The organism is Pleionea mediterranea (assembly GCF_003148745.1).
Lineage (GTDB): Bacteria > Pseudomonadota > Gammaproteobacteria > Enterobacterales > Kangiellaceae > Pleionea > Pleionea mediterranea.
The window spans coordinates 1-24,639 of sequence record NZ_QGGU01000006.1 but is presented as its reverse complement, the minus strand read 5'-3'; the positions used below and the strand labels follow the sequence as shown (position 1 = coordinate 24,639).

Here is a 24,639-nt window from a genome sequence, read left to right as displayed (position 1 = left end):
GACCTATTATTAATAAAAATATACGACTATAGCTAGTTACTTGGGAAACCAAACATGACGTTACTTCGAACTTTGCCCTTTGTTGGCCTGGGATTAGTATTAATAGTGTTAGCACATGCTGATGAAGATAATTTTGGCGAAGATGAGTTTGGTGGATTTTTTGACGATGAGGAATTCGTGAGTATCGCAACTGGCTCCAAAAAATTAATATCAAAAGCTCCTGCAGTAGCTACCCTTATCAGGGCTGATGAAATTAAGGCTATGGGCTATCGAACGCTTTCAGAGGCTCTTGAATCAGTTCCTGGTTTGCACGTTTCTCACTCATCACAATTATATTCGCCCAAAATTATAATTAGAGGAATATCCTCAACCTTTAATCCTCAAACACTTGTGCTAGTTGATGGAGTTCCCATTACCAGCATCGTAAGAGGTGACCGGCACGCTGTTTGGGGAGACTTTCCGGTCAATTCCATTCAACGCATTGAAGTGATTCGAGGGCCTGGCTCAGCCCTTTATGGTGCAGATGCATTTTCAGGCATTATTAATATTATTACCAAAACTGCGGACGATATCGACAATAATCAAGTTGGTGTTAGTATCGGAAGTTACAATACAAGAGAAGCCTGGTATTTATCGAAATACATTGATGGAGACTTTAAGCTATCACTGACAGGTGAATTTATTACTACAGATGGCTTTGATGCATTAATCGATACAGATATACAGTCATCAATAGATGCATTAGAGTTAGCCCCACCAGCTTCTTATGCTCCGGGTAACGCCAGCTTGGGTTATAAAGGTATCGACTTACGATTTGATGTTTCTTATTTGGATTTTGATTTAAAAGTTGGTTTTCAGGATCGTGATAATGTTGGGCATGGTCAGGGATCAGCAGGAGCACTGGATCCTGTAGGTCGTTTTAACAGTGAAAAATTTCTTGCCAACTTAACTTATAATTTAACAAAAACAAATAACTGGGTTAGTGATATTAATCTGTCTTATTATCGCTCCAATCAAAAAGTTGAAAAAGACTTACTACTTTTTCCTCCAGGTGCTTTCTTTGGAGCCTTCCCTGAAGGTCTAATTGGCAATCCTGAATGGTTTGAGAGAACTTCAGTTTTTAAAAGTGAGTCTGCATATACTGGATTTAACAAGAATAAAATAGCATTAGGCTTTGGCTATAAAGTCGAAGACTTATATAAAGTTAAAGAGCAGAAAAACTTTGATGCTTTTTTAAATCCACTGGGAGAGTTAGTCGATGTGACAGACTCCAATGAAGTATTCATACCTGAGTCTGATCGCAGTAGCTTTTTTATATACGTTCAAGATGAAATACAAATTGCGCCTGACTGGGAGCTAACTGCCGGAATAAGATATGACGATTACTCAGACTTTGGCTCTACCACAAATCCTAGACTTGCACTGGTTTGGTCTACTTCACTTAAGCTAAATACCAAGTTTCTGTACGGTCGAGCATTCAGAGCGCCTGCATTTGCAGAAACGCTGGTGGTCAACAATCCTATCGCACTTGGCAATCCAAACTTATCTCCAGAAACCATTGATACATTTGAGGTTGCCTTTGATTATGCACAGTCAAATGCCCTTAAATACCACTTAAATATTTATCAGTTTAAAGTTGAAGACTTTATTAACTTTGTTCCTGATGATGGAGCACCAACAGCTACCGCTCAGAATATTGGTCAATTAAAAGGTCATGGTTTTGAATCTGAAATTAACTATCGCGCCAACGATGACTTTCGATTCAGCTTAAATCTATCCAAACAAACAACAACAGATGAACTGGTGAAACATGATTTAGGTGGAGCTCCTGATTATCAGGTATATTTGAGCAGCATGTGGAACTTTTACCCAGACTCATCCTTAAACCTCTATTCAAACTATGTCGGAAAAAGGGCGCGTTCAAGCTTAGACAATCGAGATGACCTAGACTCTTATATTAATACAGGGATCACTTATCACTTAAAAAATTTAGGACCATTTAATCTGAGTTTTAGTATTAAAAACTTATTTGACTCAGATATTCGAGAGCCCAGTGAAGGCCCAAATAATACAAGTCCGCAGGTTGCATTTCCAAATGATCTACCACAATATGGACGCAGCTATTATTTAAGCATATATGGAGAAATTTAAACCATAAATAACGATCTTATTTATTATTGTTACCAGCGTCTTTTATTCGGTCCCTGATAAATAATACTGCTGCATCGAATGGGTAGAAAGCTACCCGGAGGCTTCTCTTCTTGCTCGATAAAACAGGGAGGCATACCACCAAAAACCAGCAGTGTGCAAAAACGATGAAATTCATTTGCATCAAACCCCATATCTGCAGCAAGTCCAGCATAAACAGCGGCAATATTCATACCTACATTTTTTAGCGAGATTAAACACTGTTCAATTTCAAGTGCTAACTTAAGATGCTCACCCTTGCCGAACCCACGCTCATTAGCGTATTTGATCACATGTGGAATTCGCTCGTCTTCTCTGACCAATGGTCTTCCATAACCATAGATCATACCTCTACTAGACAATTCATTATCGACAAGCCTATCGATCGATATTCCTTTTTTAACTTGCTTGTTTGCTCGAATAAGAAAATCTATGGCGCATTTTGTTGGCTTTACACCGTAAAGCTCTGCTTCTGTTACGGCCATTGAAGCACTTAGACCTAAAGTAATAGTAGTGCGTGCGCTGCCTGCTAATGCAGCAATCCGATTACACCATATTCTTGCGTCTGGATAGCTCGTACTCAACCAAATAAATCCGAGCACTTCCAACTCTTGTCGAGTAAATTCTTTTCCCGTGATCCCAAACAAGAAAAATTTAAACCAATCATAATCCTTTAATTCGAAGTGCAAGTCTTTTCCTCGAAACACAACTCTTTCAGAGAGAAAACTTAGTCCTACTTTAGTTTGAACATTATTTTCATAGCTCGATAAAGGCTTAAACCGCATGTTTATAAATCCTTATAATCCATTAACTCGCCCTGCTTACCAGGATCATCAATAAGCGTAAAAGCATCATTGTAAAAAGGAAATTTTTTCCATCCCATTTGCTGTTGCTCCATAGCATGTGCAGCAGCACCGGGAAGTCGTAATATAAGAAATAATAACTCTGAGTTTTGTGCATTAAAATTTAAGTCGTAAAATGCAGCTGCCACCACACTATTGAGTGTCATACCAGCTTTGCAAGATTCCTCAAGTGACTGATAGTTAGCTAGCAACCATATTAAGGCATTGCCAGGTGTCACTGAAACTAGTTTTTTAAGTGCCGACATAACAAAACTGGAGTGTTTTGTCGCATAAGGATCGAAACCAGGAGGGTGTTCATATTTCTGCCATAGATCGATGTTATCCTGATGCTGATTTGGGTTTAATAGAAATGCTTGCCATTGCTTGAGATTAGTGCCAAATTTCTCCCATTGAGTAACCAAAGTATGGATCTCACGTGCACCACCAAACTGTCCTGAACCTACAGCAATTGCCGACATAAGACTTGATGCAGAAGTCGAGCCACCAACACCAGCATTCATCGCAGCTCGTACGCTAGCGTCTCGAATTCCTGGGTTAGCGAGAACAATCGCCAACTTATCTAATAATAAAGCCTGTTCAGCACTTGGTTTTTCTCCACCAAATAACAAATAAAGATACTCAACCCAGCTTGCTTTCTCCAAAACTTCTTCAGCTATATCGTAACCATAACAATACTGTCGTTTAGAAAGAAATGGATTATCTTCCTCGGGCTCTTCCAGCCAAATTTTCGAATAATAATTTGCAGGTGTTTTGTTAGCCATAATCTTATCCTCCTGGCGTAGCAGACTCGTTGGCTAATCCTTTTACACGCTCTCCCATAGGAGGAACTTGCTCGCCATCAATTCTTAAATCAATTAAAGTTGGTGAGTTTTTTGAACCAAGTGCCTTCCAATCAATAGAGATCAATTCCTCAAAGGTTTTAATAACAATACCTTCTATTCCCATAGCATTTGCCATCTGAGCATAATTGATATCAGGTAATTCGAAGCCAATTTGTTCTGCGTCTCCTAGACGCTGTCCATGCTTTACCATACCTAGTGCCGAATCATTAAAGATGACATAAATGACCGTCAGTTGATGTTGGAGTGCAACAGTGATCTCTTGGCCGCTCATTAAATAACTTCCATCACCTGTTATGCAGACACTTGGCTGTTGACTTCCCAAAGTGTTACCGATAGCAGCACCAATTGCCCAACCCATAGAACCAAAGCCCATAGAGATATGATAGTGACCTTTTGAACTTGGCCTATGGAAGTAATGAGTAAACCACCCCCAAACGTTACCTGCATCCAGATGAATACGAAAATTTTCTGGTATACGATGAGCAAACTCCGTAACCACACACTGAGGTTTCAATGGAGAAGAAGTATCCTCGCACGCATCTGCATGCTCCATCCTAATTTGATAACCATGATTTTTTGTAGAAGGTGTTTTATTTAAATAATTCTCTTTTATGGGATCGAATGAGTCCCAGGTTCTCCCCCACTTTTTTCCTTCTTCTAAGCAACTATTAACTTGCTCAAATATTGCCTTAATATCACCACAAACATGGAGCTTCGCCATTGGAGAACGAGTAAAATGTTCAACAGTAGAATCAACATGAACCAAGCGTTCACTGAGTAGTTGATTTTTCCAACCACCAGTTCCGAGTTCAGTAAGCGGGGTTCCTACTGCGATTAACAAATCGATTGAGTCATCTGCCATTGTTTGTATGGCACTTGGATGGCCAGCAAAACCGAAAACCCCACGATATGAAGGATGATAACTATTCATCCAACGTTTTCCTGCAGGTCCTACCATAATTGGAGAATGCGTCATTTCAGCAAATCTCATAATTTCTTCAATAGCATCCCCACAACCTTTTCCAATAAATACAGCGATCCGCCAAGATCGGGTTAACAGATCAATGAATTTTTGCACAGCTTGATTATCAGTTAGGATAAAATTTTGCCGAATATGCTCAGTCCTAACAACAGTGTTGCTGGTAATTTTTTCCCTTAAGATATCCGATGGAATACTAATATGCGCAGGTCCTACAGGAGATCGGTTTGCTGCCATTAAAGCACTGATCAACTTAGCATTCATCTGCTCAGAATGTGAAATTAAAGTATTATATCGTGTACAGTGGCGAAAAATTCCAACCGTATCGATGGCGGTACAAGATGACTCCTGTAATGCATTACGCCCAAATTTAGGTAAAGGAGTTTGAGCAGTAATAACCAGCATTGGCACATAATCCACCATTGCTGAGGCAACACCAGTAATTAAATTTGTTGCACCAGGCCCGGTAGTAGCACAACACACACCTATACGACCTGTTTCACGAGCGTATCCATCAGCCATAAATGCAGCACCAGCCTCATGACGCGCTACAATAAGTTTCGGCCCTCCTCTTGACTGCGCTCGAAATATAGCATTAAAAAAAGGCTCTATGGCTCCACCAGGCACTCCAAATACATAGTCTATCCCCAACCGAATCAAATATTCGATAATTAGATCTGCATTATCAAAATCAGAACCTAGAGTGCTTATTTTTCTTGTGTATTTTTTATCCCACTCTTGAGATGAAGACTTCATCTTCTCTACCCATTTTATTGTATTTGTTATTGATGTTTATTGAGTGTAGACGGGTAGTACACTTCTTGCTAGGACAAATAATATACGAGCGTATTTAATATTAAGAACCTTCTTAATTGCTATTCACAACAAAAAAGGTTAATAAAACAACTCATCGGCAGGTGCTGGTTTACCAAGATAATACCCTTGGGCATATGTAATGCCAATTTGACTCAACATATTAAGGGTTTCTTTATTTTCAACAAACTCGGCAATAGTTTCTTTATTGAGAGTTTTGGCAACATCGTAAATAGCTTTTACCAAAGCTTGATCAACTTTACTGTTAATCAGCTCAACAATAAAAGATCCATCAATCTTAACTGACTCAGCAGGTAATTGTTTAAGATAGTTAAATGTACTAAATCCTGTACCAAAGTCATCAATAGAAAAACCACAGCCCAAACTTCTTAATTTTAAGATTATATCTTGTGTTTCTGTCAAGTTTGACAAGCTTGCACTTTCGGTTAATTCAAAAACTATACGGCTAGCCGAAACAGATGTTTTCTCGAGTAAACTTTGTATATATGGCACCATTCGTTTATCACTAAAGCCTTGAGCAGATAAATTAATTGAAATTTTATTAAGCTGTTTAAAGTTATTTAAGTATTCGAAAGCTTTTCTTATCACCTGTTTATCAAGCAGATCCATATCACCAGCACGTTCCAGTGCTGGAATAAATTCTGCGGGTGAAATAATTTTATTATCAAGCTTTAATCTCACTAACGCCTCATAATACGCAATCTCTCCAGTATCAATTTTAACGATAGGTTGAAAAAACAAAGTTAAATTATCATTAGCAACGGCTTGATGCAGCCGACGAGTCCATTCAAGACTTGCTTTTAACTCAGTGCTAACAGAGTCTGAATCTTGATAAATATGCGAGTGATTTCGCCCCTCTTGTTTGGCAGCATATAGTGCGATATCAGCTTCCTTCATATACTCATCAAATGATTCTGCATTACCATTAATTTCAGAGATACCAATAGAGCAGCTGACTTGAAATACATGATCACCAATTTTACTTTGAAACTCACTAAGAGCCGTACATATAGATTCCGCAAATATTTGTGCCTGAAAGCGATTTGTATTGCTAAGTAATATTGCAAACTCATCGCCACCAACACGGCATAAAATATCCGACTGTCGAATTCTTTCCATTAACATCGCTGCAATATTTTTTAACAAAAGATCACCCTGATGATGCCCCAATGTATCGTTAATCACTTTAAAATGATCAAGATCAATATACAGCAATGAATGGTAATCATTTTCAAGTTTTGCCATTGCAGCAAACCTTTCAAGTTCAGCTTCAAAAAAGTGTCGATTAAATAAACCTGTTAAACTATCATGGAGCGCAAGATACTCTAATTCTTTCTGTGCCAGTTTGCGTGCAGAAATATCATCAATAGTTCCAAACAATACATAATTTTCAGAATCATCTTTTCGGTTAATGTCAAAGCGTGCTTCGACCCACAGAGGCTCCTTATTGAGTCGGTCTAATAGAAACTCAGTGGTAAAGTGGTTTGAAACTCCTTTATGTAGAGCCTCGATAGATTCCTTGAGCATATAACGATGCTCATCTTTAGTATTAACAAAATCAAATAATGTCTGGCCAGTAGCTGAATTAATCATTGTTCCGGTAATTCGTTCCCAGGCTTTATTGAGAAAGCGAATAGTATTATCTGCATCGAGTTCAATCACGATACTGCCAAGTTGATTCAGCAAATTTTGATGAGCATTCATTATTTTTTTATAATTTGTTCGACTTTCCTCTAGAGACTCAACCTTCTTTGCAAACTGATTATTGCTGATCATAAAGTCTTCTCGTCTCGAAGCTGTCTCGCAAACTTTTCTTAGTTGCTCTGAACGAAAAGGCTTAGCGACAAAGTCAGCAGCACCAGCAAACATAAGTTTCTCAGCGAGCTCCATACTGCTGTGCGCGGTCATAACAACAACTGTTTGAGAGGGGTCTATCTCTAATATTTTCTCCAGCACTTCACTCCCTGACATATTTGGGAGCATAATATCAAGCAAAACTAACGGATGACGTTTTTGTTGCCATAACGTCAGGCCAGAATCACCATCCTCAGCAAGCTCAACATTAAACTTGTGCTTTAAAATCCGCGAGACAAGATCACGAGTTTCAGGGTTATCTTCAATAGCCAATAAAGGTAATTTATCTTGCTCTTCAGAATATAGATGTGGAAACTCATTAATAAGAGGAATTAACTTCTCTCGTTCATGAAAGGCAAGTAACTTGTTAATTCCAAACTCTCGTGCAGTGACTTCTGCAATATGTTCACACCATGTATTTGCAACTATAAAAAAAGGACAGTCTGGAGAACACTTAAATACACCGGAGCGAACCATTCGAGCAAGGCGCCACCCGTCAATATCACTCAATTGTATATTACTAACTACCAGGTGAACGCTTCTATTTTTAAGGATTTCGACCGCTTGAGCACCACTTTCTGCTTGCAGAATAGTGTACTCAGTATTGCTCTTTAATAGCTTGTATAGCTGTTCTCTGCGGATGGAGCTTGAATTGACGAGGAGAAGTTGATAGTTTTTCACTGTATAATTCTATTTATTTGATTATAGATTAAAGTATAGACTACTGATATTGAGACTATATCAGTAAGCAGCTTTGAGCAAGTTCTGCTGAACCATATAAATCCATAAACCAGTTTAAATCCATTTCTGAATTGAACCTGACTCTCTTTGCCAAAGTAGACAAATCGAAGCTTATAAAATTGTCCGAAAGAAGCTTTTAAGACATCTACAACTAACTTGGTTTCGGATAATAAGTGCAATTTCCAAGAGGAAGTGGCCAGCTGATATAGTTCGTCATTTTTCTCGCCAAAGGAAAATGCCAAATGAACTACAGTCAGCTGACCGAGAATGAACGATACCAGATATACATATTAAATAAAGCGAAATACAGCCAAAAAGAAATAGCCGAATTTTTAAATCGAGCGCCTTCAACAATAAGTCGAGAACTTCGTCGTAATATAGGAAAGAGAGGCTATCGGCCATTGCAGGCTCAGCGAAAGTGTGATGAAAGACGAGCAACAGCACGCAAAGCTTATAAGCTCACATCACAGGTCAGGATGTGGATATCCCTGCTGCTAAAGCAGGAGTTAAGTCCTCAGCAGGTGGTTGATTATCTGTCGAAAAACAAAAAGGTTTACCTTCATCACGAAACGATTTATCAATTGATATACGACGATAAAGCTCAAGGCGGCGACTTGTTTACTCACCTACGAGTGGCTTCAAAGGCCTATCGAAAACGGTATGGCCATTATGACAGACGAGGTGTCATCAAGAATCGAACCAGTATAGATAAGCGACCTGAGGTTGTTAACAGGCGAAATCGAGTCGGTGACTGGGAAGGTGATACGATTGTGGGAAAAGGTCGTAAAAGCGCACTACTCACGCTCGTTGAGAGAAAAACACTCTATACCATTATTGTTGGTTTGAAAGGTAAGAATGCCGATAGCTTGGCCGAAGCCACCATTCATACAATGAGTCATCTGAAAGAAAAAGTTAAAACCATTACCTTTGATAATGGGTTGGAGTTTGCTGCTCACGAAAAAATCGCACGAGGACTTGATACAAAAGTCTACTTTGCTCATCCGTATGCATCATGGGAGAGAGGTATCAATGAAAATACTAACGGTCTGATCCGACAGTATTTTCCAAAAGATACAGATTTTAATCAGGTCACTAAAGGAGAAATTGAGTTTGTTATGGATCGACTCAATAATCGACCGAGAGCACACGTAACGGACGGTCGCCAAATGAAATGTTTATGGGGCTGCAAGTTGATTTACTCGCAGCGTAATTTAAATTGCACTTAATACTTGAAACCAAGTAATAATTACCCACCATGTTCTCAATAAATGGCTCATAAATATATAACATGCTTACAAAAATTGCCTAAAACTGAAATTAGACCATCGTTTATCCTTCCCTACTCACCATATTAAGTATTAACTCAATTGATTTAAATTGCTTAAGAGCAATGCTCCTCAGCATTGATATCACTGTTGAGCATTGCAATAGTATATTACTGTACTATTAAAACGTATATCGCAAATTTATACCGGTCTGTTGATTATCAGCAACATCCTCATAACTTGCACCTATACTTAAGTCAGAGTGTAATCGATAACGCAGTGCAACTTCGTATCCAGTATCATCAATGTCCAGATCATCAACCGTTTTTCTTACCCCCAGTACATCCCACTCAAATTTATCCAACAACAAACCACGCAGACCAATGCGCGTTGTATCGCCACTATCATTAAAACGAGACGTTACCAGGCCACTTCCAGTGTTGGTTGATTGAGTGAACTTATAATCTTGCTTGGTGTAATCAGCAACAAAATCAAGACTTTCAGTAATATGGCTGCGATATCCAAAACCAAAACTTTTGCTTTTCTCCCGACTAACCATTGAATTACCAATGACAGGCTGATTGTCGGTCGATACATTGTCAAATGCCAGTTTAAGAAAAAAGTGACTGCCAATGCTGTAACTAAAGTCTAAATTATAGCCATCAAGATCCGGGCTCGAAGAATCACTTTGTTGCTCAACCGCAGCCACATCCAGATAATCGTAATCAAGACCATGGGCCTGTAATGTCGAACAGCTAGCCGCTAAAAGTAATCCACTTAAACCAATTAAAGAATGACGCATGATGTACTCCTGTACAAATTTTTTATTAAGAGCGCTTACTTTAATTCGGTAAAAATGAACGGAATCTGAATCGATAGAAATTGAAATACACGGTTACAATCATTAAACAAAGGTTGTTTCAAAATGGCAATCCTTGCCAGTGTTTAAAAGATAATCAATTTTTCTTAAATCAATCATTAAATTGATATAAGTCTACAGGTAAGCCTTCATTCGCAACCAGTGATCACAAATCACCAATGCGGCCATCGCCTCAACAATGGGTACCGCTCTTGGTAACACACAAGGATCATGACGCCCTTTCGCTTTAAAAGTAGTAGGATTACCTTCCACATCAACGGTGCTTTGATCCTGAATAATGGTTGCCGTAGGTTTAAAGGCCACTCGAAAAATTATAGGCATACCATTGCTGATACCGCCTTGAACGCCACCGGAAAAATTACTCGCGGTTTTTACTTCACCGCTCTGGTTCACAAAAGGATCATTGTGTTGTGAACCCAACAACTGTGTTCCCTCAAATCCACTGCCAATTTCAAAGCCTTTACTGGCATTTATGCTGAGCATGGCTTTGGCCAAATCGGCTTCTAACTTATCGAATATTGGCTCACCAAAACCAATCGGTACCTGATGAATAACACATTCGACAATACCACCGGTCGAATCGCCCTGCTTGCGCACTTGCTCAATCCGCTTGATCATCTTTTCAGCGACATCGGCATCGGGGCAACGAACCGGATTCGCTTCAACATCCTTTAGCGACACAGTTAAAGGATCAATATTAGTGCTGATATCACCGACCGACTTTACAAAACCTACAATGTTTATTCCAAAAGCCTGCAATAATAGTTTTTGAGCAATCGCCCCTGCCGCGACTGTTGGCGCTGTGACTCGTGCAGAGCTGCGACCGCCACCTGCCACATCACGTATGCCGTATTTTTGTTGATAGGTAAAATCAGCATGGCTGGGTCGGTAGAGTTTAGCCATTTCGGAATAATCTTTTGATCGCTGATCCTTATTGTGAATAATTAAACTGATTGGCGTGCCTGTGGTTTTTCCATCCACAGTGCCAGAAAGAATTTCTACCTGATCCGCTTCTTTACGCTGCGTGACTATTTTACTTTGACCGGGGCGACGTCGATCCAAAGCCGGTTGAAGATCCGACTCAGAAAGTTCCAGTCCTGCCGGGCATCCTTCAACAACACCACCAATCGCTTTACCATGAGACTCTCCCCAGTTGGTAAAACGAAAAACTTGCCCTAATGTATCACCAGCCATATTTCAATCCTGTTACGATCATATTTTTCTGACATCGATTGACTCACAGATATTATTTTACCTGATGCAGTTTCAACCAATAGTTTTTATTCGATAGTTTTACCCGAACTTATTACTGTTAATAAGATCAAACTAAACACTTTCTGAACAGATACCCATGTCCGCCAGTTTATCAAAATAATTGGGGAAGGACTTGCTCACCACTTGTGCGTTATTAATGACAACATCTGGAATACGGCTACCGATTAAAGCCAAACTCATAGCCATGCGATGATCGTCGTAGGTTTCAACGGTTGTTCCTGCTAGTTTACAGCCACCTGTTACCGCCAGATAATCACTGCCATATTCAACGGTTGCACCCAGTCGCTTTAGCTCATTCGCAGTATCCACTATTCGATTGGATTCTTTATAGGCAAGGTGAGCGATATTTCGCATCACAGTTGTGCCCTCAGCAAAGCAGGCAACGACCGCCATGGTTTGCACAACATCGGGCATTTCGCCCATATCCCGCTCCACGGCAACCAGGGGTTTATTGCGTTCAATCAATAAACCACTGCCCTTTCGTTGAATATCACATCCCATGGCTTGCAATACCTTGTAAAACTGAGCTTCGCCCTGCAGTGAATCAAAATCAAACGATTGCAGCGCAACTTTTCCAGCATTGATCGCTGCTGCGGCCATAAAATAGGAACTGCTAACAGGATCGGGCGGAATCACCATTGATTTACTTTGATATGCCGGTTGCGCAGCAACTTTATAACATCGCCCATGCTTTTCCACTTTAATACCAAACTGGCGCATTAAGTCGACTGTCATATCAATATATTGAGTTGAAACTTCTTCACCGATTAACTCCAGCATAAAATCATGATTCAACCGAGGCGATGACAATAATAAAGCGCTGATATATTGACTGCTTTTGCTGCCATCAACTTTACAATGAAACTGATTAACGGGTCCGGTAATAATGGCCGGTAACTGACCACCAGAGGATGACACTGACACTCCCAGTTGTTCTAATGCATCGAATAATTCGGCCATTGGCCGACTGTTCATTTTTTCGGAACCTTTTATGGTCACAGGCTGATTGTCTAAAGCCGCAACCGCAGTAATAAACCGTGAAAAAGTACCACTATGAGCCGTATATATATTTGCCGGTTCAGTAAGCCCTTCCTGTCTGGGTGAAGAAACAATAGCGTTACTTCCTTCCGAGCTTGTTTTCTCCAGACAGTACCCAAGATCATTCAAACCTTTGATGGCAGTATTAATATCGTCATTGCTCACCACATTGTCTAACCGCACCTCACCTTCCGCCAGTGCAGCAATAATCACCAACCGGTTTGCCAGATATTTACTACCAGGCAGGGAAACCGCAGCATTAAGGTTAGAAACTGGCAACATCTTTCGCATCATTTTGTATATACAACCATAGTATTTTTTTAACCGCAATTATACATTATTTCCACAAAGACCTTTGTTTTTCTATATCACCAATAAACTTATTGACACTTAAAGTCATTCGATGGCACTATACAACCCATGAAAACAATGATCTTGCTAAACACTCATCTTCACCACCATCACCCTGACAGGTGACGGTGCTTTTGTTTATGTAAAGACTTTATAAGTTAACAGCAAAGCCCCGTTTACAACAGTACTCGGGGCTTTTTCTTTATGCGAATTACGAATACATACTGACAAATTTTAAACATTATTAAGGATACAACCATGACTTTAAAACTGGTACTGCCAAAAGGCCGCATCAACACCAAGGTTCTACAACTTCTTAGCGACGTTGGAATAACTCTGGTTGGTGACGATCGAAACTACCGCCCAAAAGCCTATGGCTTCGATCTCGAAGTGAAATTACTAAAAAGCCAGAATATTCCATCACTTGTAGAAATGGGCCAACACGATATTGGTTTTGCCGGACTTGACTGGATGTACGAACGTCGCAGCGAAGTAGAAGTGATTAAAAATCTGGGGTTTGATCCGGTCAAAATTGTCGCCTGCATTCCCGAAGAATGGGACTGGGAAGAAGTTAAGCAACGTAAAGTGATTGTTGCGTCCGAGTACAAACGCATTGCCACCGATTATCTGGATAAAAACGGATTCAATTATCAGTTGCTGCGCAGCTATGGGGCAACAGAAGTCTTTCCACCAGAAGATGCCGATATGATCATTGATAACACCAGCACCGGCACTACCATTCGCGCTAACCGATTAAAGATTGTCGATACCGTGATGGAAAGCTCAACGCAATTTATTGCCAATAAGGACGCATTAAAAGATCCGGGTAAACGACAGGATATCGACAACCTGCTGACATTAATGCAAGCGGTACTTAATGGTCGTGAACGAGTGTTAATTGAAATGAATTGCAGCAATGATACGGTAGAATCCATTGTCAATTTATTGCCAGCCATGCGCTCGCCAACGGTCAGCCGACTATACAACGAAGAAGGCTTTGCCGTAAAAGCGGCGGTGCCTAAAAAAGACATTCAAAGTTTGATCCCTGCCCTGCTGCAAGCAGGCGCGACGGACATTCTTGAAACCCCCATCCGTAAATCGCTTTAAGCACTGACGTATTAATAGGTAATAACCGCCATGTTAAAACTCGATTTCAATGAACGCAGCGACTATCCGGGCGAATGGCTTAAAACCATCAAGCTGGACACTGACAGCTTATGGTTATACCCAAAGCGCGAGGTACTGGAAAGTAAACTGGCTGATTATTTTTCCTTGTCAGCGGAGAATGTGTTTTGCAGCAACGGCGGTGATGAGTCCATCTATATTTTAATGCGTTTAATCAAAGAAGGTTGCGCCATGGCGGCCGACGTGATGGCAAGTGGCAAACTGATTTTGCCGTTGCCCGCTTTCAGTCAATACACCTGGGGTGTAAAAAGTTGGAATATAGAAACCGTTGAAATTGCACCACAGGAAAATCTGTCCATCGATATTGATGCACTTAAGTCTGCCATTAATAGTAATCCTCGATCTGCAGTGGCTCTAACCAGTCCCAATAATCCAACCGGAGAAAGCATTGCCACTGAAACACTTCAGCAATTGTTGCAGTTAGCCGCAGATAACCAAAGTTGGGTATTTCTTGATGAAGCCTATATTGAGTTCAGTACTCAAGCTAGCGCGGTGAATTTATTGCAACGCTACAACAATCTGATCATTTTACGCACATTCTCGAAAGCCTATGGTCTGGCCGGAATACGCCTCGGCTATCTTTTAGGTAACGAGCAGTTGTTGAACTCATTTCGCGAACGTGCCATGCCATTCAATGTACCAACACCTACTTTGACCATTGCCGAACAGGCGCTGCAACCACAAGCTCAACAAGACATGCAACGTTATACACAGGCCATCAAAAATAATCGGGAACAGCTATGTGACTGGTTTCGCTCTGTGGGTATTACTCCTATCCCGGCCCAAGGTAATTTTATATTTTTAAAACTCACCGTTGAACTCGCCAGTTTATTAACCGTTTATTTAAAACGAAATGACATTCTGGTTCGCGTGTTTACTGAAAGTTACCTGAAAGGCTGTGTACGAATTACCATTCCCTATAATTTACAACCACTTATGGATGCGCTTGCGGCAATTTTTGATCCCGAACTGATCTGCTTCGATATGGACGGGGTATTAATTGATACCTCCAGCAGTTACGACAACGCCATTAAAGCAACGGTTAAGGAGTTCATCGGTGTTGAAATAACCGATGCTGAAATTAATACTCTACGCTCGCAAGGTGGATTTAATAACGACTGGGTGCTGTCACAACAACTGGTACGCTTAAACGGTAAAGAAATTGATCTGAATACCATCACACAATGTTTTCAGAGCTTTTATTTAGGCCAAAATAATGATGGTTATATAAACAACGAATCCATTATGGTGAAACAGCCTTTGATGAACCGACTGCAAAGTCGACAACAGTCGATCGCCATAGTAACCGGGCGTCCCGGAAACGAAGCCAGACTAGGAACAGACAACCTTGGTAGTGCATTCGATTATTGGCGTACGGCGACTATTGTCAGTGATAATGACGTACAAAACAGTAAACCGGATCCTGAAGGCATTTTAGGTCTAAAATCAAAGTTAAACTGTAAAACAAGCTGGATGATTGGTGATACTCCCGATGACATGCAAGCAGCCATTCGAAGTGGTTCAATTGCCATTGGCATCGGTCTTGAGAATAAGCAATCGCTGTTACAAGCTGGTGCGGACTTGGTTATCGATACAGTTAATCAACTCACCGATCTTTTAACCCTAAAACAATAAGTGACTCCGCTATGTCTGTATCCAAAAGTGCAATGATAAGTATTGAACGTAAAACCAAAGAAACGGACATCAAGCTGCAACTGCGGGTGGACGGTTCTCAATCGCTGAATATAGACACTGGGATCGGATTTCTTGATCACATGTTAACAGCGCTATCGAGTCACGCCCGTTGGGATCTTGATTTAACGGTTAAAGGAGATTTGGAAGTTGACGATCACCACACTGTTGAAGATGTTGCCATTGTACTGGGCCAAGCCCTGCAACAAGCCTGGCGTGAACGTGGCACTATTCAGCGCTACGGTCAGCGACTATTGCCAATGGATGAAGCCTTGATTCTTTGCGCCGTTGATTTATCCGGCCGTCCTTATTACATCGGCGAGCTTGAGTTTACCCGTGAAGTTATTGGCGGCATTAGCACTGAAATGTTTGAGCACTTTTTCTATACACTGGCCATGCAGGCACAAATTACTCTGCATCTTAAACCCATGACATTTCGCAATAACCATCACTTAATTGAAGGTTGTTTTAAAGCATTGGCCTACGCCTTAAAAGAAGCCTTAGTCACGACCGATGGCAGCAACTCCACCAAAGGTATGCTCTAAGCGAATTGCGAGTTGCGAGTTGCGAGTTGCGAGTTAAATGATTTTAAGATGAGAAAAGTATGAGCAAAGCAGTCACTATTATTGATACAAAAGCAGGCAACTTATTTAGTTTAAAAGCCTGCCTTGAACGAATTGGAAAAACCGTCACCATTGCCGCGACACCCGACGATTTAGTCGGTGAACAACTGGTGCTTCCGGGTCAGGGGCATTTTGGTAGCGTCATGAAAAGTCTTGAACAATCTGGCTGGATCGACTGCCTTAATTTATGGCGCTCGCAAAATAAACCCATTTTAGGCATTTGCGTCGGGATGCAAATCTTTTTCGAATCAAGTCAGGAAGCATCTGCCATAAATGGATTGGGCTGGTTTAAAGGCCGCGCCGAAAAATTAAATTTTCCTAAACAACCTATGGTGGGTTGGGCAAAAATTCAGTCCAGCACGTTAACGGAAGGTACACCTTATTTTGTAAACAGCTATGCCATAAGAGAGTCAGAACAATGTATCGCTACAACCAGCTACGGAGAAACGTTTTGCGCCGCCGTCAAGGACAACAAAGTAGTTGGTTTTCAGTTTCATCCCGAAAAATCCAGTCTGTACGGCCAGCAATTGATGGCTACAGTGCTGAACAATGGTTAACGAAACTGAACATACGATTAAATGAATTAGAGAATAATTATGACTGACGTAATCAATCAATTAACCGCCCGTATAATTCCATGTCTGGATGTCGATAACGGCCGCGTTGTGAAAGGCACTAACTTTGTCAATTTAAGAGACATGGGCGATCCGGTTGAGCTTGCAATTCGTTATGAACAGCAAGGCGCCGATGAAATAGTCTTCCTGGATATTTCTGCCAGTTCAGACAATCGTCCAACGGCTTTAAAAAATGTAACCGCAATCGCCAAAAACTTAAGCATCCCTTTTACAGTTGGTGGCGGTTTAAAAACCATTAACGATGTCAAAGCGTTTCTCGATGCCGGCGCTGACAAAGTTGCGTTAAATACTACTGCTGTGACTAATCCTGAAATAATTGATCAAGTCGCGCTCGACTACGGCAGCCAATGTGTTGTGGTCGCCGTCGATGTGAATCAGGAAAATGATGAACGAGTAATTTATATTCACGGTGGCCGAACTCGGGTTAATAAAAACTTTAATCAATGGGTCAATGAAGTAGAACAACGCGGTGCCGGAGAAATATTACTCACCTGCATGCATAAAGATGGCACTGGCAGTGGCTTTGATAATCAATTGACCGGAGCAGTCGCCAACAACAGCAAAATACAGGTTATTGCTTCGGGGGGTGCTAAAAATGAACAGCATTTTCTCGAAGCCTTTAAGGCCGGTGCCGACGCCTGCCTCGCCGCAGGAATGTTCCATAGCGGAGAATACACCATTGGTCAGGTAAAACAGTTTTTAAACGACAACGGTGTTCAGGTAAGACTTTAATCGTTATCTATCATTATTATCCAAGTCTGAGTAAAAATAATCAGACAACACCCGAATTAAAACAAAGGTATTAATCATGTTGATTCCCTCAATCGATTTAATGGATGGCAAAGCGGTTCAGCTCAAGCAGGGCAAAGAAAAAGTACTCGAACGCGATGACGTATTTGAATTGTTAGAGCAGTTTTCATTGTATGGTGAAGTTGCCATTATCGATCTTGATGCAGCTTTAGGAAAAGGCAGTAACGAAAGTTTAATCATGGAATTACTGAAGATTCGGCCTTGCCGTGTTGGCGGAGGTATTCGTGATCTCGAAACCGCACAAAAATACATTAAAGCGGGCGCCAGTAAAATTATTATTGGAACCAAATGCCGGGAAGACTGGGTAAAAAAATTACCTCGTGAAAGTTTAATTTTTGCCATCGATGCCAAAGGCGATTATTGGTCTACGTCTGGCTGGCAGTCCACCGAATCAATTAAAGTACTCGACTTAATCCCCGAGCTTTCTGAAAATTGCGCTGAATTTTTGTACACGCAAGTTGAAAAGGAAGGCTTACTACAAGGACTCGACAGAGAACGAATTGAAGGCGTATTAAAGGCTTCCAAAGTACCCGTTACCATAGCAGGTGGTATTTCTACTCTCGACGATATTCAATGGTTTACCCAATTTGGCGCCAATGGTCAGATTGGTATGTCTATTTATACTGGCGCACTCAGTTTAAATGACTGCTTTCTGTCGCAACTGGATTTTAACAAAGCACCGTTAATACCCACTATTGTGCAAGATGTTGCAACCAACAAAGTATTAATGCTTGCCTACTCCAGTAGGGATTCCCTAACTCAGGCATTAGAAAAACGCAAGGGCATTTACTGGAGCCGAAGCCGTGAAAGCCTATGGGAAAAAGGATTAACCTCAGGTCACACTCAGCAGTTGATACAAATCGATTTCGATTGCGACGGTGATACACTATTATTTAAAGTTAAACAGGTTGGCAGTGCCTGTCACTTTGATCGCTACAGTTGCTTTGCAACCGAAAAAAATGATTTTAACTTTTCCCGACTGGAAAAGCTGCTGGCACAACGCAAGCAAACCCTGCCAGAAAACTCATTTTCGACAAAACTATTTCAGTCTTCTAAATTAAGAGCAGAAAAAATACGCGAAGAGGCAGATGAATTAATTGAAGCAGAAACATTTGACGAAGTACGTTGGGAGGCAGCTGATTTAATTTTCTTTGCTTTAACCGATGCCCTGGCTAAAGGCGTATCTTTTAAAGATATAGAAAGTGAACTTCGCAGTCGTTTTAACGACAGAGATCTTAGTTCCTAGAGCATAATGATATTTTCTTGACACATTAAAACAATGAACTGGATAACACCATGATAGTAAAAGCCAGCGATTGGATTCGCCCTGAGTTAAACAGCGACAGCGCTATGGAAACAAATGTCCGTGCAATGCTGCTCGATTGTCAACAACGAAGTGCACTTGCCATTAATGAATACTCAGAAAAGTTTGATGGGTTTAAGCCGCGCAACATTGAGTTAAAACCATTCGATGAATACGAACTGGACGCTGAACTTAAAGTTGCGATCCGGCAAGCTGCTAAACGTATCAAACGATTTGCCCGATTTCAAAACGAAACACTGATCAGCCAACAGTTTAGTGATAGCCTAGGCGAATATTCTCAGGTTATTACGCCCATTGAACGTGCAGGCTGTTACATTCCGGGGGGCAGATTCCCCTTAATTTCAACGGCTCTTATGACGTTAATTCCCGCAAAAGTGGCCGGATGTCACTCTCGAGTTGCCGTCTCTCCTTCTGATCATCCAGCACTTCTTGCAGCTGCATCACTGGCCGGTGCAACTCAATTTGTACAAATAGGCGGCGTTCAGGCAATCGCTGCCCTGGCTTACGGTTACGAATCGATTGAGCCGGTGGATATTGTTGTTGGCCCAGGCAACGCTTACGTTAACGAAGCCAAGGCACAATTGCAGCGTAAGGTTAAAATTGATGGGCTGGCGGGCCCAAGCGAAATGCTAGCCTTATGTGACAGTCAACAACCCATCGAATGGTTAGCACTTGATGCACTGGCTCAATCTGAACACGATCCTATGGCTTTATCCGTACTGGTCAGTGACAATGAAAGCTGGCTAACAAAGGTAGCAACATTTTTGCAACATGATAAAAAATACGAGGCGATGGTTAACAACAAGCAAATTGCATTGGTTCTTGCCAAAGACGTTAACGACATGATTGCAATAAGCGAAAACTTTGCACCTGAGCACCTTATGCTCTGCGACAAACGAATAAGTGCCAAGCAACTGTCTCACTTTGGTTCGCTATTTGTAGGTGCCAATAGTGCTGTTGCTATGGGTGATTATTGTTCCGGCCCTAATCACACTTTGCCGACCATTGGTTACGCACGCCAATCGGGTGGTTTAAATGTGCAGACTTTTCAACGGATACAAACTGTTCAGGCCATCAATGACAATGGCCGAATCGAACTGGCCAATCTTGCAATGCCCATTGCTAAAGAAGAAGGATTAAAATTTCACTATCAGAGTTTAAAAGTGAGACTATAAGTCTCACTTCATCTTTACTATATAAGCATAGGTTAAACAACAAAGTACAGCCTCAAGCAAAACCTAATACAACAGCGCTTTTATCCCTTACGCTTAAAGCTATGCTTATTTTCGAATCAGCCGTTTCTACAGCAAGTCCCCTATACTTGTTAAAAAGTTAAACCCCAATCAAGTTTTTGTATCGTTAATCCTACCTAAGTAGCACTAAAAATATTTTTAAATAAAGGAATTATATGCAAGCATACAGATTGAAGTATACTCGATGCTTAACTATCAGCATGCTTTTAGCTCTGCTTTCATTAACACCAAAGAGTGTTACACCTAAAACTTTACAGCCAACAATTCATTTCCACACATCAGGCTATATTAAAGTTGCTATTATTGACCATTTACTGGGCAAATTTAATAACAAATCAAACATTGAGTTAAACAGAAACGAAGTGTTAATAATTCCATTAAAAACAAAAAATTCTACGAAAAACAAACAGTCTAATGCCCCAAAGAAAGTTTACTATTCACTAACTTATAGACCACTATCAATCCATAGATACTCTGCCAACTTCAGGTTGACCGCTGAATATGAACTCAATAGCAATCAGAAAAAGACAAAGAAAGTAGTATTGCATGAGGGTACTATCCTTGGACATTTTGGCGTAATAAGTAATTACGCATATGTACTGAAAAAAACATCTTCAATTGACCATGAGTCAAGCCTTGAGATAGATATAAAACTCATTAAGCAATATAACAGACTAAATTCCATTTAACTGAGTGACTATTTATAACTTATTAATCCATAGTTTATTCTGACTGAGACTTGTTCAGCTCGCCTAAAGTCGTTCATCATCTATCGTTAAATATTTGTCAGTTTGTTGCTATCTATAAAATCTATCTAAGTATTCGTAAAATCATACTTTTCACTGACCATCCGCAGGTCTATAGTCATAGTTACACATTTTTGATCACTGACTAATTTCATAGTGAGTGCACTATAAGGAGTGTCGTAATGGGTAACAATAATACAAAATCATCTGCCAAATGCCCCGTCATGCACGGCGGAAATACACGTCTGGATGGACGCGGCACGAAAAACCTGGACTGGTGGCCGAATCAGTTAAACTTGCGAATTTTGCATCAAAATGATCGCAAATCGAATCCATTAGGCGAAGATTTCGACTATCCAGCCGCTTTTAACAAACTCGACTTAACAGAAGTTAAAAAAGATATTGAAAATGTTTTAACCGACTCGAAAGATTGGTGGCCTGCTGACTATGGCCATTATGGCCCTTTTATGATCCGAATGTCGTGGCATGCAGCAGGAACCTACCGAACGGGGGACGGCCGTGGCGGGGCCTCTACCGGTAATCAACGATTCGCACCGCTCAATAGCTGGCCAGATAATGCAAACCTCGATAAGGCACGACGTCTACTGTGGCCGGTAAAACAGAAGTATGGCAACAGCCTCTCGTGGGCTGATTTGTTTGTGCTAACCGGTAATGTCGCACTGGAATCCATGGGGCTTAAAACCTTTGGCTTTGGTGGAGGCCGTGAAGATATTTGGGAACCTGAAGAAGACATTTATTGGGGCGCCGAACAAGAATGGCTGGGTAACAAACGTTACAGTGGAAAACGAGAACTTGAAGATCCATTGGCCGCAGTACAAATGGGGTTAATCTACGTTAATCCGGAAGGTCCTGACGGCAATCCTGATCCTGTTGCTTCAGGTAAAGATATTCGTGAAACCTTTGCCCGTATGGCCATGAATGATTATGAAACCGTGGCACTAACTGCTGGCGGCCATACTTTTGGAAAATGCCATGGCGCTGCACCCGAGTCACACAAAGGTCCTGAACCAGAAGCAGCCCCATTAGAACAAATGGGTCTCGGCTGGAAAAGCAATTATAAAAGCGGTAAAGGACGTGACACAATAACCAGCGGCATTGAAGGCGCCTGGACACCAACCCCAACCCAATGGGATATGAGTTATTTTGATGTGTTATTTGGAAACGAATGGGAATTGACGAAAAGTCCTGCCGGAGCGCATCAATGGGTTCCTAAAGATTTACAGGATAAACATAAAGCGCCCGATGCTGAAGACAGCTCAAAACGTGTCGGGATTATGATGACAACTGCAGATATGGCAATGCGTGAAGATCCGGAATACCGAAAAATATCTGAGCATTTCCATAAAAATCCTGAAGAGTTTGCCGATGCTTTTGCTCGAGCCTGGTTTAAACTCACCCATCGAGATATGGGGCCAAAATCAAATTACTTAGGACCAGAAGTGCCTGATGAAGATCTACTTTGGCAAGATCCTGTTCCAGCGGTTACGCATAAACTGGTTAATGATGCTGATATCAAATCTTTGAAACAAACCATACTTAACACAGGATTATCGGTTTCTGAATTAATTTATACCGCCTGGTCTTCTGCGTCTACTTTTCGAGGGTCGGATAACCGGGGAGGCGCTAATGGTGCAAGACTACGCCTTGAGCCCCATAAAAACTGGGAAGTAAACCATCCAGAAAATTTACAAAATATTCTCAGTCAATATGAAAAAATCAAAAGTAATTTTGACTCGGCACAAACTGACGGCAAGATAATTTCTCTCGCTGACTTAATTATTTTAGGTGGTGCAGCAGCCATTGAAAAAGCAGCAAAAGACAGCGGAGTAAATGTAGAGGTGCCCTTTAAACCAGGCCGTAGTGATGCAAGTCAGGAGCAAACAGACATCGAGTCATTTGACGTATTAGAGCCCATTGCTGATGGATTTCGTAATTACCTGAAAAGTTCCTACTCGGTTTCGACTGAAGAGCTACTGTTGGATAAAGCGCAACTTCTAAAACTCACTGCACCAGAAATGACTGTGTTAGTGGGTGGTATGCGCGCTCTTAATGCCAATTATGAAGGCTCTCAACATGGTGTGCTCACCGAACAGCCAGAAATTTTAACCAACGATTTTTTTGTCAACCTGACAAATACTGAAATTGAATGGCAGCCTGTTTCATCAGATAACGAAATATTTGAAGGAAAAGATCGAAGCACTGGCAAGGTAAAGTGGACAGCTACACGAGCAGATCTCGTTTTTGGTTCAAACTCTCAGCTTAGAGCTATTTCTGAAGTTTACGCTTCCACTGATGCTAAAGAAAAATTTATACATGATTTTATTAAAGCCTGGAACAAAGTAATGAACGCTGATCGATTTGATCTTAATTAATTTCATCCATTATCAAATAAGTCTGATAAATAATTTGTAAACTCCCCGATAATACAACCGGTCAAGAAATTTGGCCGGTTGCAACTCTCTTGTTACTATTCTCTTGTTACTATGTATTCATTCTTACTTCTGAACTGTATTAACAACAATTTACTCCACTGAGTAAGTGCATAATGGCTATGGTTCAAGGTAGAATAAACTATGATTAAATTATCAAACAATGTTTCTCTATCCGACAACGAAGTCGAGCTCATCGCTATACGCGCTCAGGGATCTGGTGGGCAGAATGTTAATAAAGTTTCATCCGCCATCCACTTAAGGTTTGATATCAAGCAGTCTTCACTTCCTGAGTTCTATAAAGAGCGACTGTTAAATTTAAACGATAACAGGATCAATCAGGATGGTGTACTGGTCATCAAAGCGCAAAAGTTTCGTACACAAGAAAAAAATAAAGAAGACGCAATTAATCGTATGGTTGGATTAATAAAAGAGTCCGTTAAAGTAGAGAAAAAGCGAAAGAAAACCAAACCTTCAAAATCATCCCAACGAAAGCGTATAGAGTCAAAGAAAAAACATGGCCAAAATAAACGCCTTCGAGGGAAAGTTGATATTTAAGAAATATTCTATATATACACTTCTGACCAATTCAAAAAAACGGTTACTTAATTAACCATCACAACAAATAATCAGTACAAAAGCTCTAGGCATTGAATAAAAAGAAAGGACTAAATTAACACGCATAAAAAAACCCGCAACACGAGTGCTGCGGGTTTAGAATTTAAATGCCTGGCGATGACCTACTCTCACATGGGGAGACCCCACACTACCATCGGCGCTGAACGTTTTCACTTCTGAGTTCGAGAAGGGAT

General features: G+C 40.8%; 18 protein-coding genes, 1 rRNA gene and 1 pseudogene. 12 read left to right on the top strand and 8 right to left on the bottom strand.

All coding sequences use genetic code 11. The features are described from left to right. Positions 1-54 precede the first annotated feature (54 nt). Entirely contained in the window at positions 55-2,151 is a 2,097-nt protein-coding gene (locus C8D97_RS08755) for a TonB-dependent receptor plug domain-containing protein (protein ID WP_109763400.1), read from the top strand. A 29-nt stretch (positions 2,152-2,180) separates the two neighbouring features. On the opposite strand, the gene C8D97_RS08750 is transcribed toward C8D97_RS08755, so the two are convergent. The 4 genes from C8D97_RS08750 to C8D97_RS08735 all read right to left on the bottom strand — a co-directional run bounded on the left by C8D97_RS08750 (position 2,181) and on the right by C8D97_RS08735 (position 8,240). Continuing rightward, positions 2,181-2,972 (bottom strand): citrate synthase family protein, encoded by a 792-nt coding sequence (locus C8D97_RS08750; RefSeq protein ID WP_109763399.1) that lies wholly within the window; start codon positions 2,970-2,972, stop codon positions 2,181-2,183. 2 nt (positions 2,973-2,974) lie between these two features. Next, positions 2,975-3,811 (bottom strand): citrate/2-methylcitrate synthase, encoded by an 837-nt coding sequence (locus C8D97_RS08745; RefSeq protein ID WP_109763398.1) that lies wholly within the window; start codon positions 3,809-3,811, stop codon positions 2,975-2,977. Between the two features lie 4 nt (positions 3,812-3,815). Continuing rightward, complete coding sequence (locus C8D97_RS08740) at positions 3,816-5,627, bottom strand: thiamine pyrophosphate-binding protein (RefSeq protein WP_109763397.1); 1,812 nt, start codon at positions 5,625-5,627, stop codon at positions 3,816-3,818. 138 nt (positions 5,628-5,765) lie between these two features. Then, positions 5,766-8,240 carry an EAL domain-containing protein gene (locus tag C8D97_RS08735; RefSeq protein ID WP_109763396.1) on the bottom strand — a complete coding sequence of 825 codons (2,475 nt, stop codon included), beginning with the start codon at positions 8,238-8,240 and terminating at the stop codon, positions 5,766-5,768. A gap of 302 nt (positions 8,241-8,542) precedes the next feature. Here C8D97_RS08735 and C8D97_RS08725 point away from each other — a divergent pair. Next, positions 8,543-9,510: pseudogene (locus C8D97_RS08725) on the top strand (IS30 family transposase). Positions 9,511-9,746: 236 nt separating this feature from the next. Here the strand turns inward: C8D97_RS08725 and C8D97_RS08720 are convergent. The 3 genes from C8D97_RS08720 to aroA all read right to left on the bottom strand — a co-directional run bounded on the left by C8D97_RS08720 (position 9,747) and on the right by aroA (position 13,052). Continuing rightward, positions 9,747-10,367, bottom strand: coding sequence for a hypothetical protein (locus tag C8D97_RS08720; protein ID WP_109763394.1), 621 nt, complete (start codon positions 10,365-10,367; stop codon positions 9,747-9,749). A gap of 192 nt (positions 10,368-10,559) precedes the next feature. After that, positions 10,560-11,639 (bottom strand): chorismate synthase, encoded by a 1,080-nt coding sequence (gene aroC, locus C8D97_RS08715; RefSeq protein ID WP_109763393.1) that lies wholly within the window; start codon positions 11,637-11,639, stop codon positions 10,560-10,562. A gap of 132 nt (positions 11,640-11,771) precedes the next feature. Then, positions 11,772-13,052, bottom strand: coding sequence for a 3-phosphoshikimate 1-carboxyvinyltransferase (gene aroA, locus C8D97_RS08710; protein ID WP_109763392.1), 1,281 nt, complete (start codon positions 13,050-13,052; stop codon positions 11,772-11,774). A gap of 315 nt (positions 13,053-13,367) precedes the next feature. Here aroA and hisG point away from each other — a divergent pair, with 315 nt between their 5' ends. The 10 genes from hisG to arfB all read left to right on the top strand — a co-directional run bounded on the left by hisG (position 13,368) and on the right by arfB (position 24,385). After that, entirely contained in the window at positions 13,368-14,216 is an 849-nt protein-coding gene (gene hisG, locus C8D97_RS08705; RefSeq protein ID WP_109763391.1) for an ATP phosphoribosyltransferase, read from the top strand. 30 nt (positions 14,217-14,246) lie between these two features. Next, positions 14,247-15,929 carry an aminotransferase class I/II-fold pyridoxal phosphate-dependent enzyme gene (locus tag C8D97_RS08700; RefSeq protein WP_109763390.1) on the top strand — a complete coding sequence of 561 codons (1,683 nt, stop codon included), beginning with the start codon at positions 14,247-14,249 and terminating at the stop codon, positions 15,927-15,929. A gap of 11 nt (positions 15,930-15,940) precedes the next feature. Then, positions 15,941-16,531 (top strand): imidazoleglycerol-phosphate dehydratase HisB, encoded by a 591-nt coding sequence (hisB, locus tag C8D97_RS08695; protein WP_109763389.1) that lies wholly within the window; start codon positions 15,941-15,943, stop codon positions 16,529-16,531. Positions 16,532-16,590: 59 nt separating this feature from the next. Further along, positions 16,591-17,166 carry an imidazole glycerol phosphate synthase subunit HisH gene (gene hisH / locus C8D97_RS08690; protein ID WP_109763388.1) on the top strand — a complete coding sequence of 192 codons (576 nt, stop codon included), beginning with the start codon at positions 16,591-16,593 and terminating at the stop codon, positions 17,164-17,166. 39 nt (positions 17,167-17,205) lie between these two features. Continuing rightward, positions 17,206-17,976, top strand: a complete 771-nt coding sequence (gene hisF / locus C8D97_RS08685) for an imidazole glycerol phosphate synthase subunit HisF (protein ID WP_109763387.1) — start codon at positions 17,206-17,208, stop codon at positions 17,974-17,976. A 76-nt stretch (positions 17,977-18,052) separates the two neighbouring features. Beyond that, complete coding sequence (hisI, locus tag C8D97_RS08680) at positions 18,053-19,300, top strand: phosphoribosyl-AMP cyclohydrolase (RefSeq protein WP_109763386.1); 1,248 nt, start codon at positions 18,053-18,055, stop codon at positions 19,298-19,300. 50 nt (positions 19,301-19,350) lie between these two features. Further along, entirely contained in the window at positions 19,351-20,553 is a 1,203-nt protein-coding gene (hisD, locus tag C8D97_RS08675) for a histidinol dehydrogenase (RefSeq protein WP_109763385.1), read from the top strand. A gap of 233 nt (positions 20,554-20,786) precedes the next feature. Continuing rightward, complete coding sequence (locus C8D97_RS08670) at positions 20,787-21,320, top strand: hypothetical protein (RefSeq protein WP_109763384.1); 534 nt, start codon at positions 20,787-20,789, stop codon at positions 21,318-21,320. A 239-nt stretch (positions 21,321-21,559) separates the two neighbouring features. Next, positions 21,560-23,770, top strand: coding sequence for a catalase/peroxidase HPI (gene katG, locus C8D97_RS08665; protein WP_109763383.1), 2,211 nt, complete (start codon positions 21,560-21,562; stop codon positions 23,768-23,770). A gap of 201 nt (positions 23,771-23,971) precedes the next feature. Then, positions 23,972-24,385 (top strand): alternative ribosome rescue aminoacyl-tRNA hydrolase ArfB, encoded by a 414-nt coding sequence (gene arfB / locus C8D97_RS08660; protein WP_109763382.1) that lies wholly within the window; start codon positions 23,972-23,974, stop codon positions 24,383-24,385. 169 nt (positions 24,386-24,554) lie between these two features. On the opposite strand, the gene rrf is transcribed toward arfB, so the two are convergent. After that, a 5S ribosomal RNA gene (rrf, locus tag C8D97_RS08655) occupies positions 24,555-24,639 on the bottom strand; the annotation flags it as partial.

What these genes read in the sequence shown, in the direction of transcription:
- hisG (WP_109763391.1), top strand. Translation starts at nt 13,368, where the DNA reads ATGACTTTAAAACTGGTACTGCCAAAAGGCCGCATCAACACCAAGGTT.
- C8D97_RS08755 (WP_109763400.1), top strand. Translation starts at nt 55, where the DNA reads ATGACGTTACTTCGAACTTTGCCCTTTGTTGGCCTGGGATTAGTATTA.
- hisD (WP_109763385.1), top strand. Translation starts at nt 19,351, where the DNA reads ATGATAGTAAAAGCCAGCGATTGGATTCGCCCTGAGTTAAACAGCGAC.
- C8D97_RS08700 (WP_109763390.1), top strand. Translation starts at nt 14,247, where the DNA reads ATGTTAAAACTCGATTTCAATGAACGCAGCGACTATCCGGGCGAATGG.
- aroA (WP_109763392.1), bottom strand. Translation starts at nt 13,052, where the DNA reads ATGATGCGAAAGATGTTGCCAGTTTCTAACCTTAATGCTGCGGTTTCC.
- hisI (WP_109763386.1), top strand. Translation starts at nt 18,053, where the DNA reads ATGTTGATTCCCTCAATCGATTTAATGGATGGCAAAGCGGTTCAGCTC.
- aroC (WP_109763393.1), bottom strand. Translation starts at nt 11,639, where the DNA reads ATGGCTGGTGATACATTAGGGCAAGTTTTTCGTTTTACCAACTGGGGA.
- C8D97_RS08750 (WP_109763399.1), bottom strand. Translation starts at nt 2,972, where the DNA reads ATGCGGTTTAAGCCTTTATCGAGCTATGAAAATAATGTTCAAACTAAA.
- C8D97_RS08740 (WP_109763397.1), bottom strand. Translation starts at nt 5,627, where the DNA reads ATGAAGTCTTCATCTCAAGAGTGGGATAAAAAATACACAAGAAAAATA.
- C8D97_RS08745 (WP_109763398.1), bottom strand. Translation starts at nt 3,811, where the DNA reads ATGGCTAACAAAACACCTGCAAATTATTATTCGAAAATTTGGCTGGAA.
- arfB (WP_109763382.1), top strand. Translation starts at nt 23,972, where the DNA reads ATGATTAAATTATCAAACAATGTTTCTCTATCCGACAACGAAGTCGAG.
- hisB (WP_109763389.1), top strand. Translation starts at nt 15,941, where the DNA reads ATGTCTGTATCCAAAAGTGCAATGATAAGTATTGAACGTAAAACCAAA.
- C8D97_RS08720 (WP_109763394.1), bottom strand. Translation starts at nt 10,367, where the DNA reads ATGCGTCATTCTTTAATTGGTTTAAGTGGATTACTTTTAGCGGCTAGC.
- hisH (WP_109763388.1), top strand. Translation starts at nt 16,591, where the DNA reads ATGAGCAAAGCAGTCACTATTATTGATACAAAAGCAGGCAACTTATTT.
- C8D97_RS08670 (WP_109763384.1), top strand. Translation starts at nt 20,787, where the DNA reads ATGCAAGCATACAGATTGAAGTATACTCGATGCTTAACTATCAGCATG.
- katG (WP_109763383.1), top strand. Translation starts at nt 21,560, where the DNA reads ATGGGTAACAATAATACAAAATCATCTGCCAAATGCCCCGTCATGCAC.
- hisF (WP_109763387.1), top strand. Translation starts at nt 17,206, where the DNA reads ATGACTGACGTAATCAATCAATTAACCGCCCGTATAATTCCATGTCTG.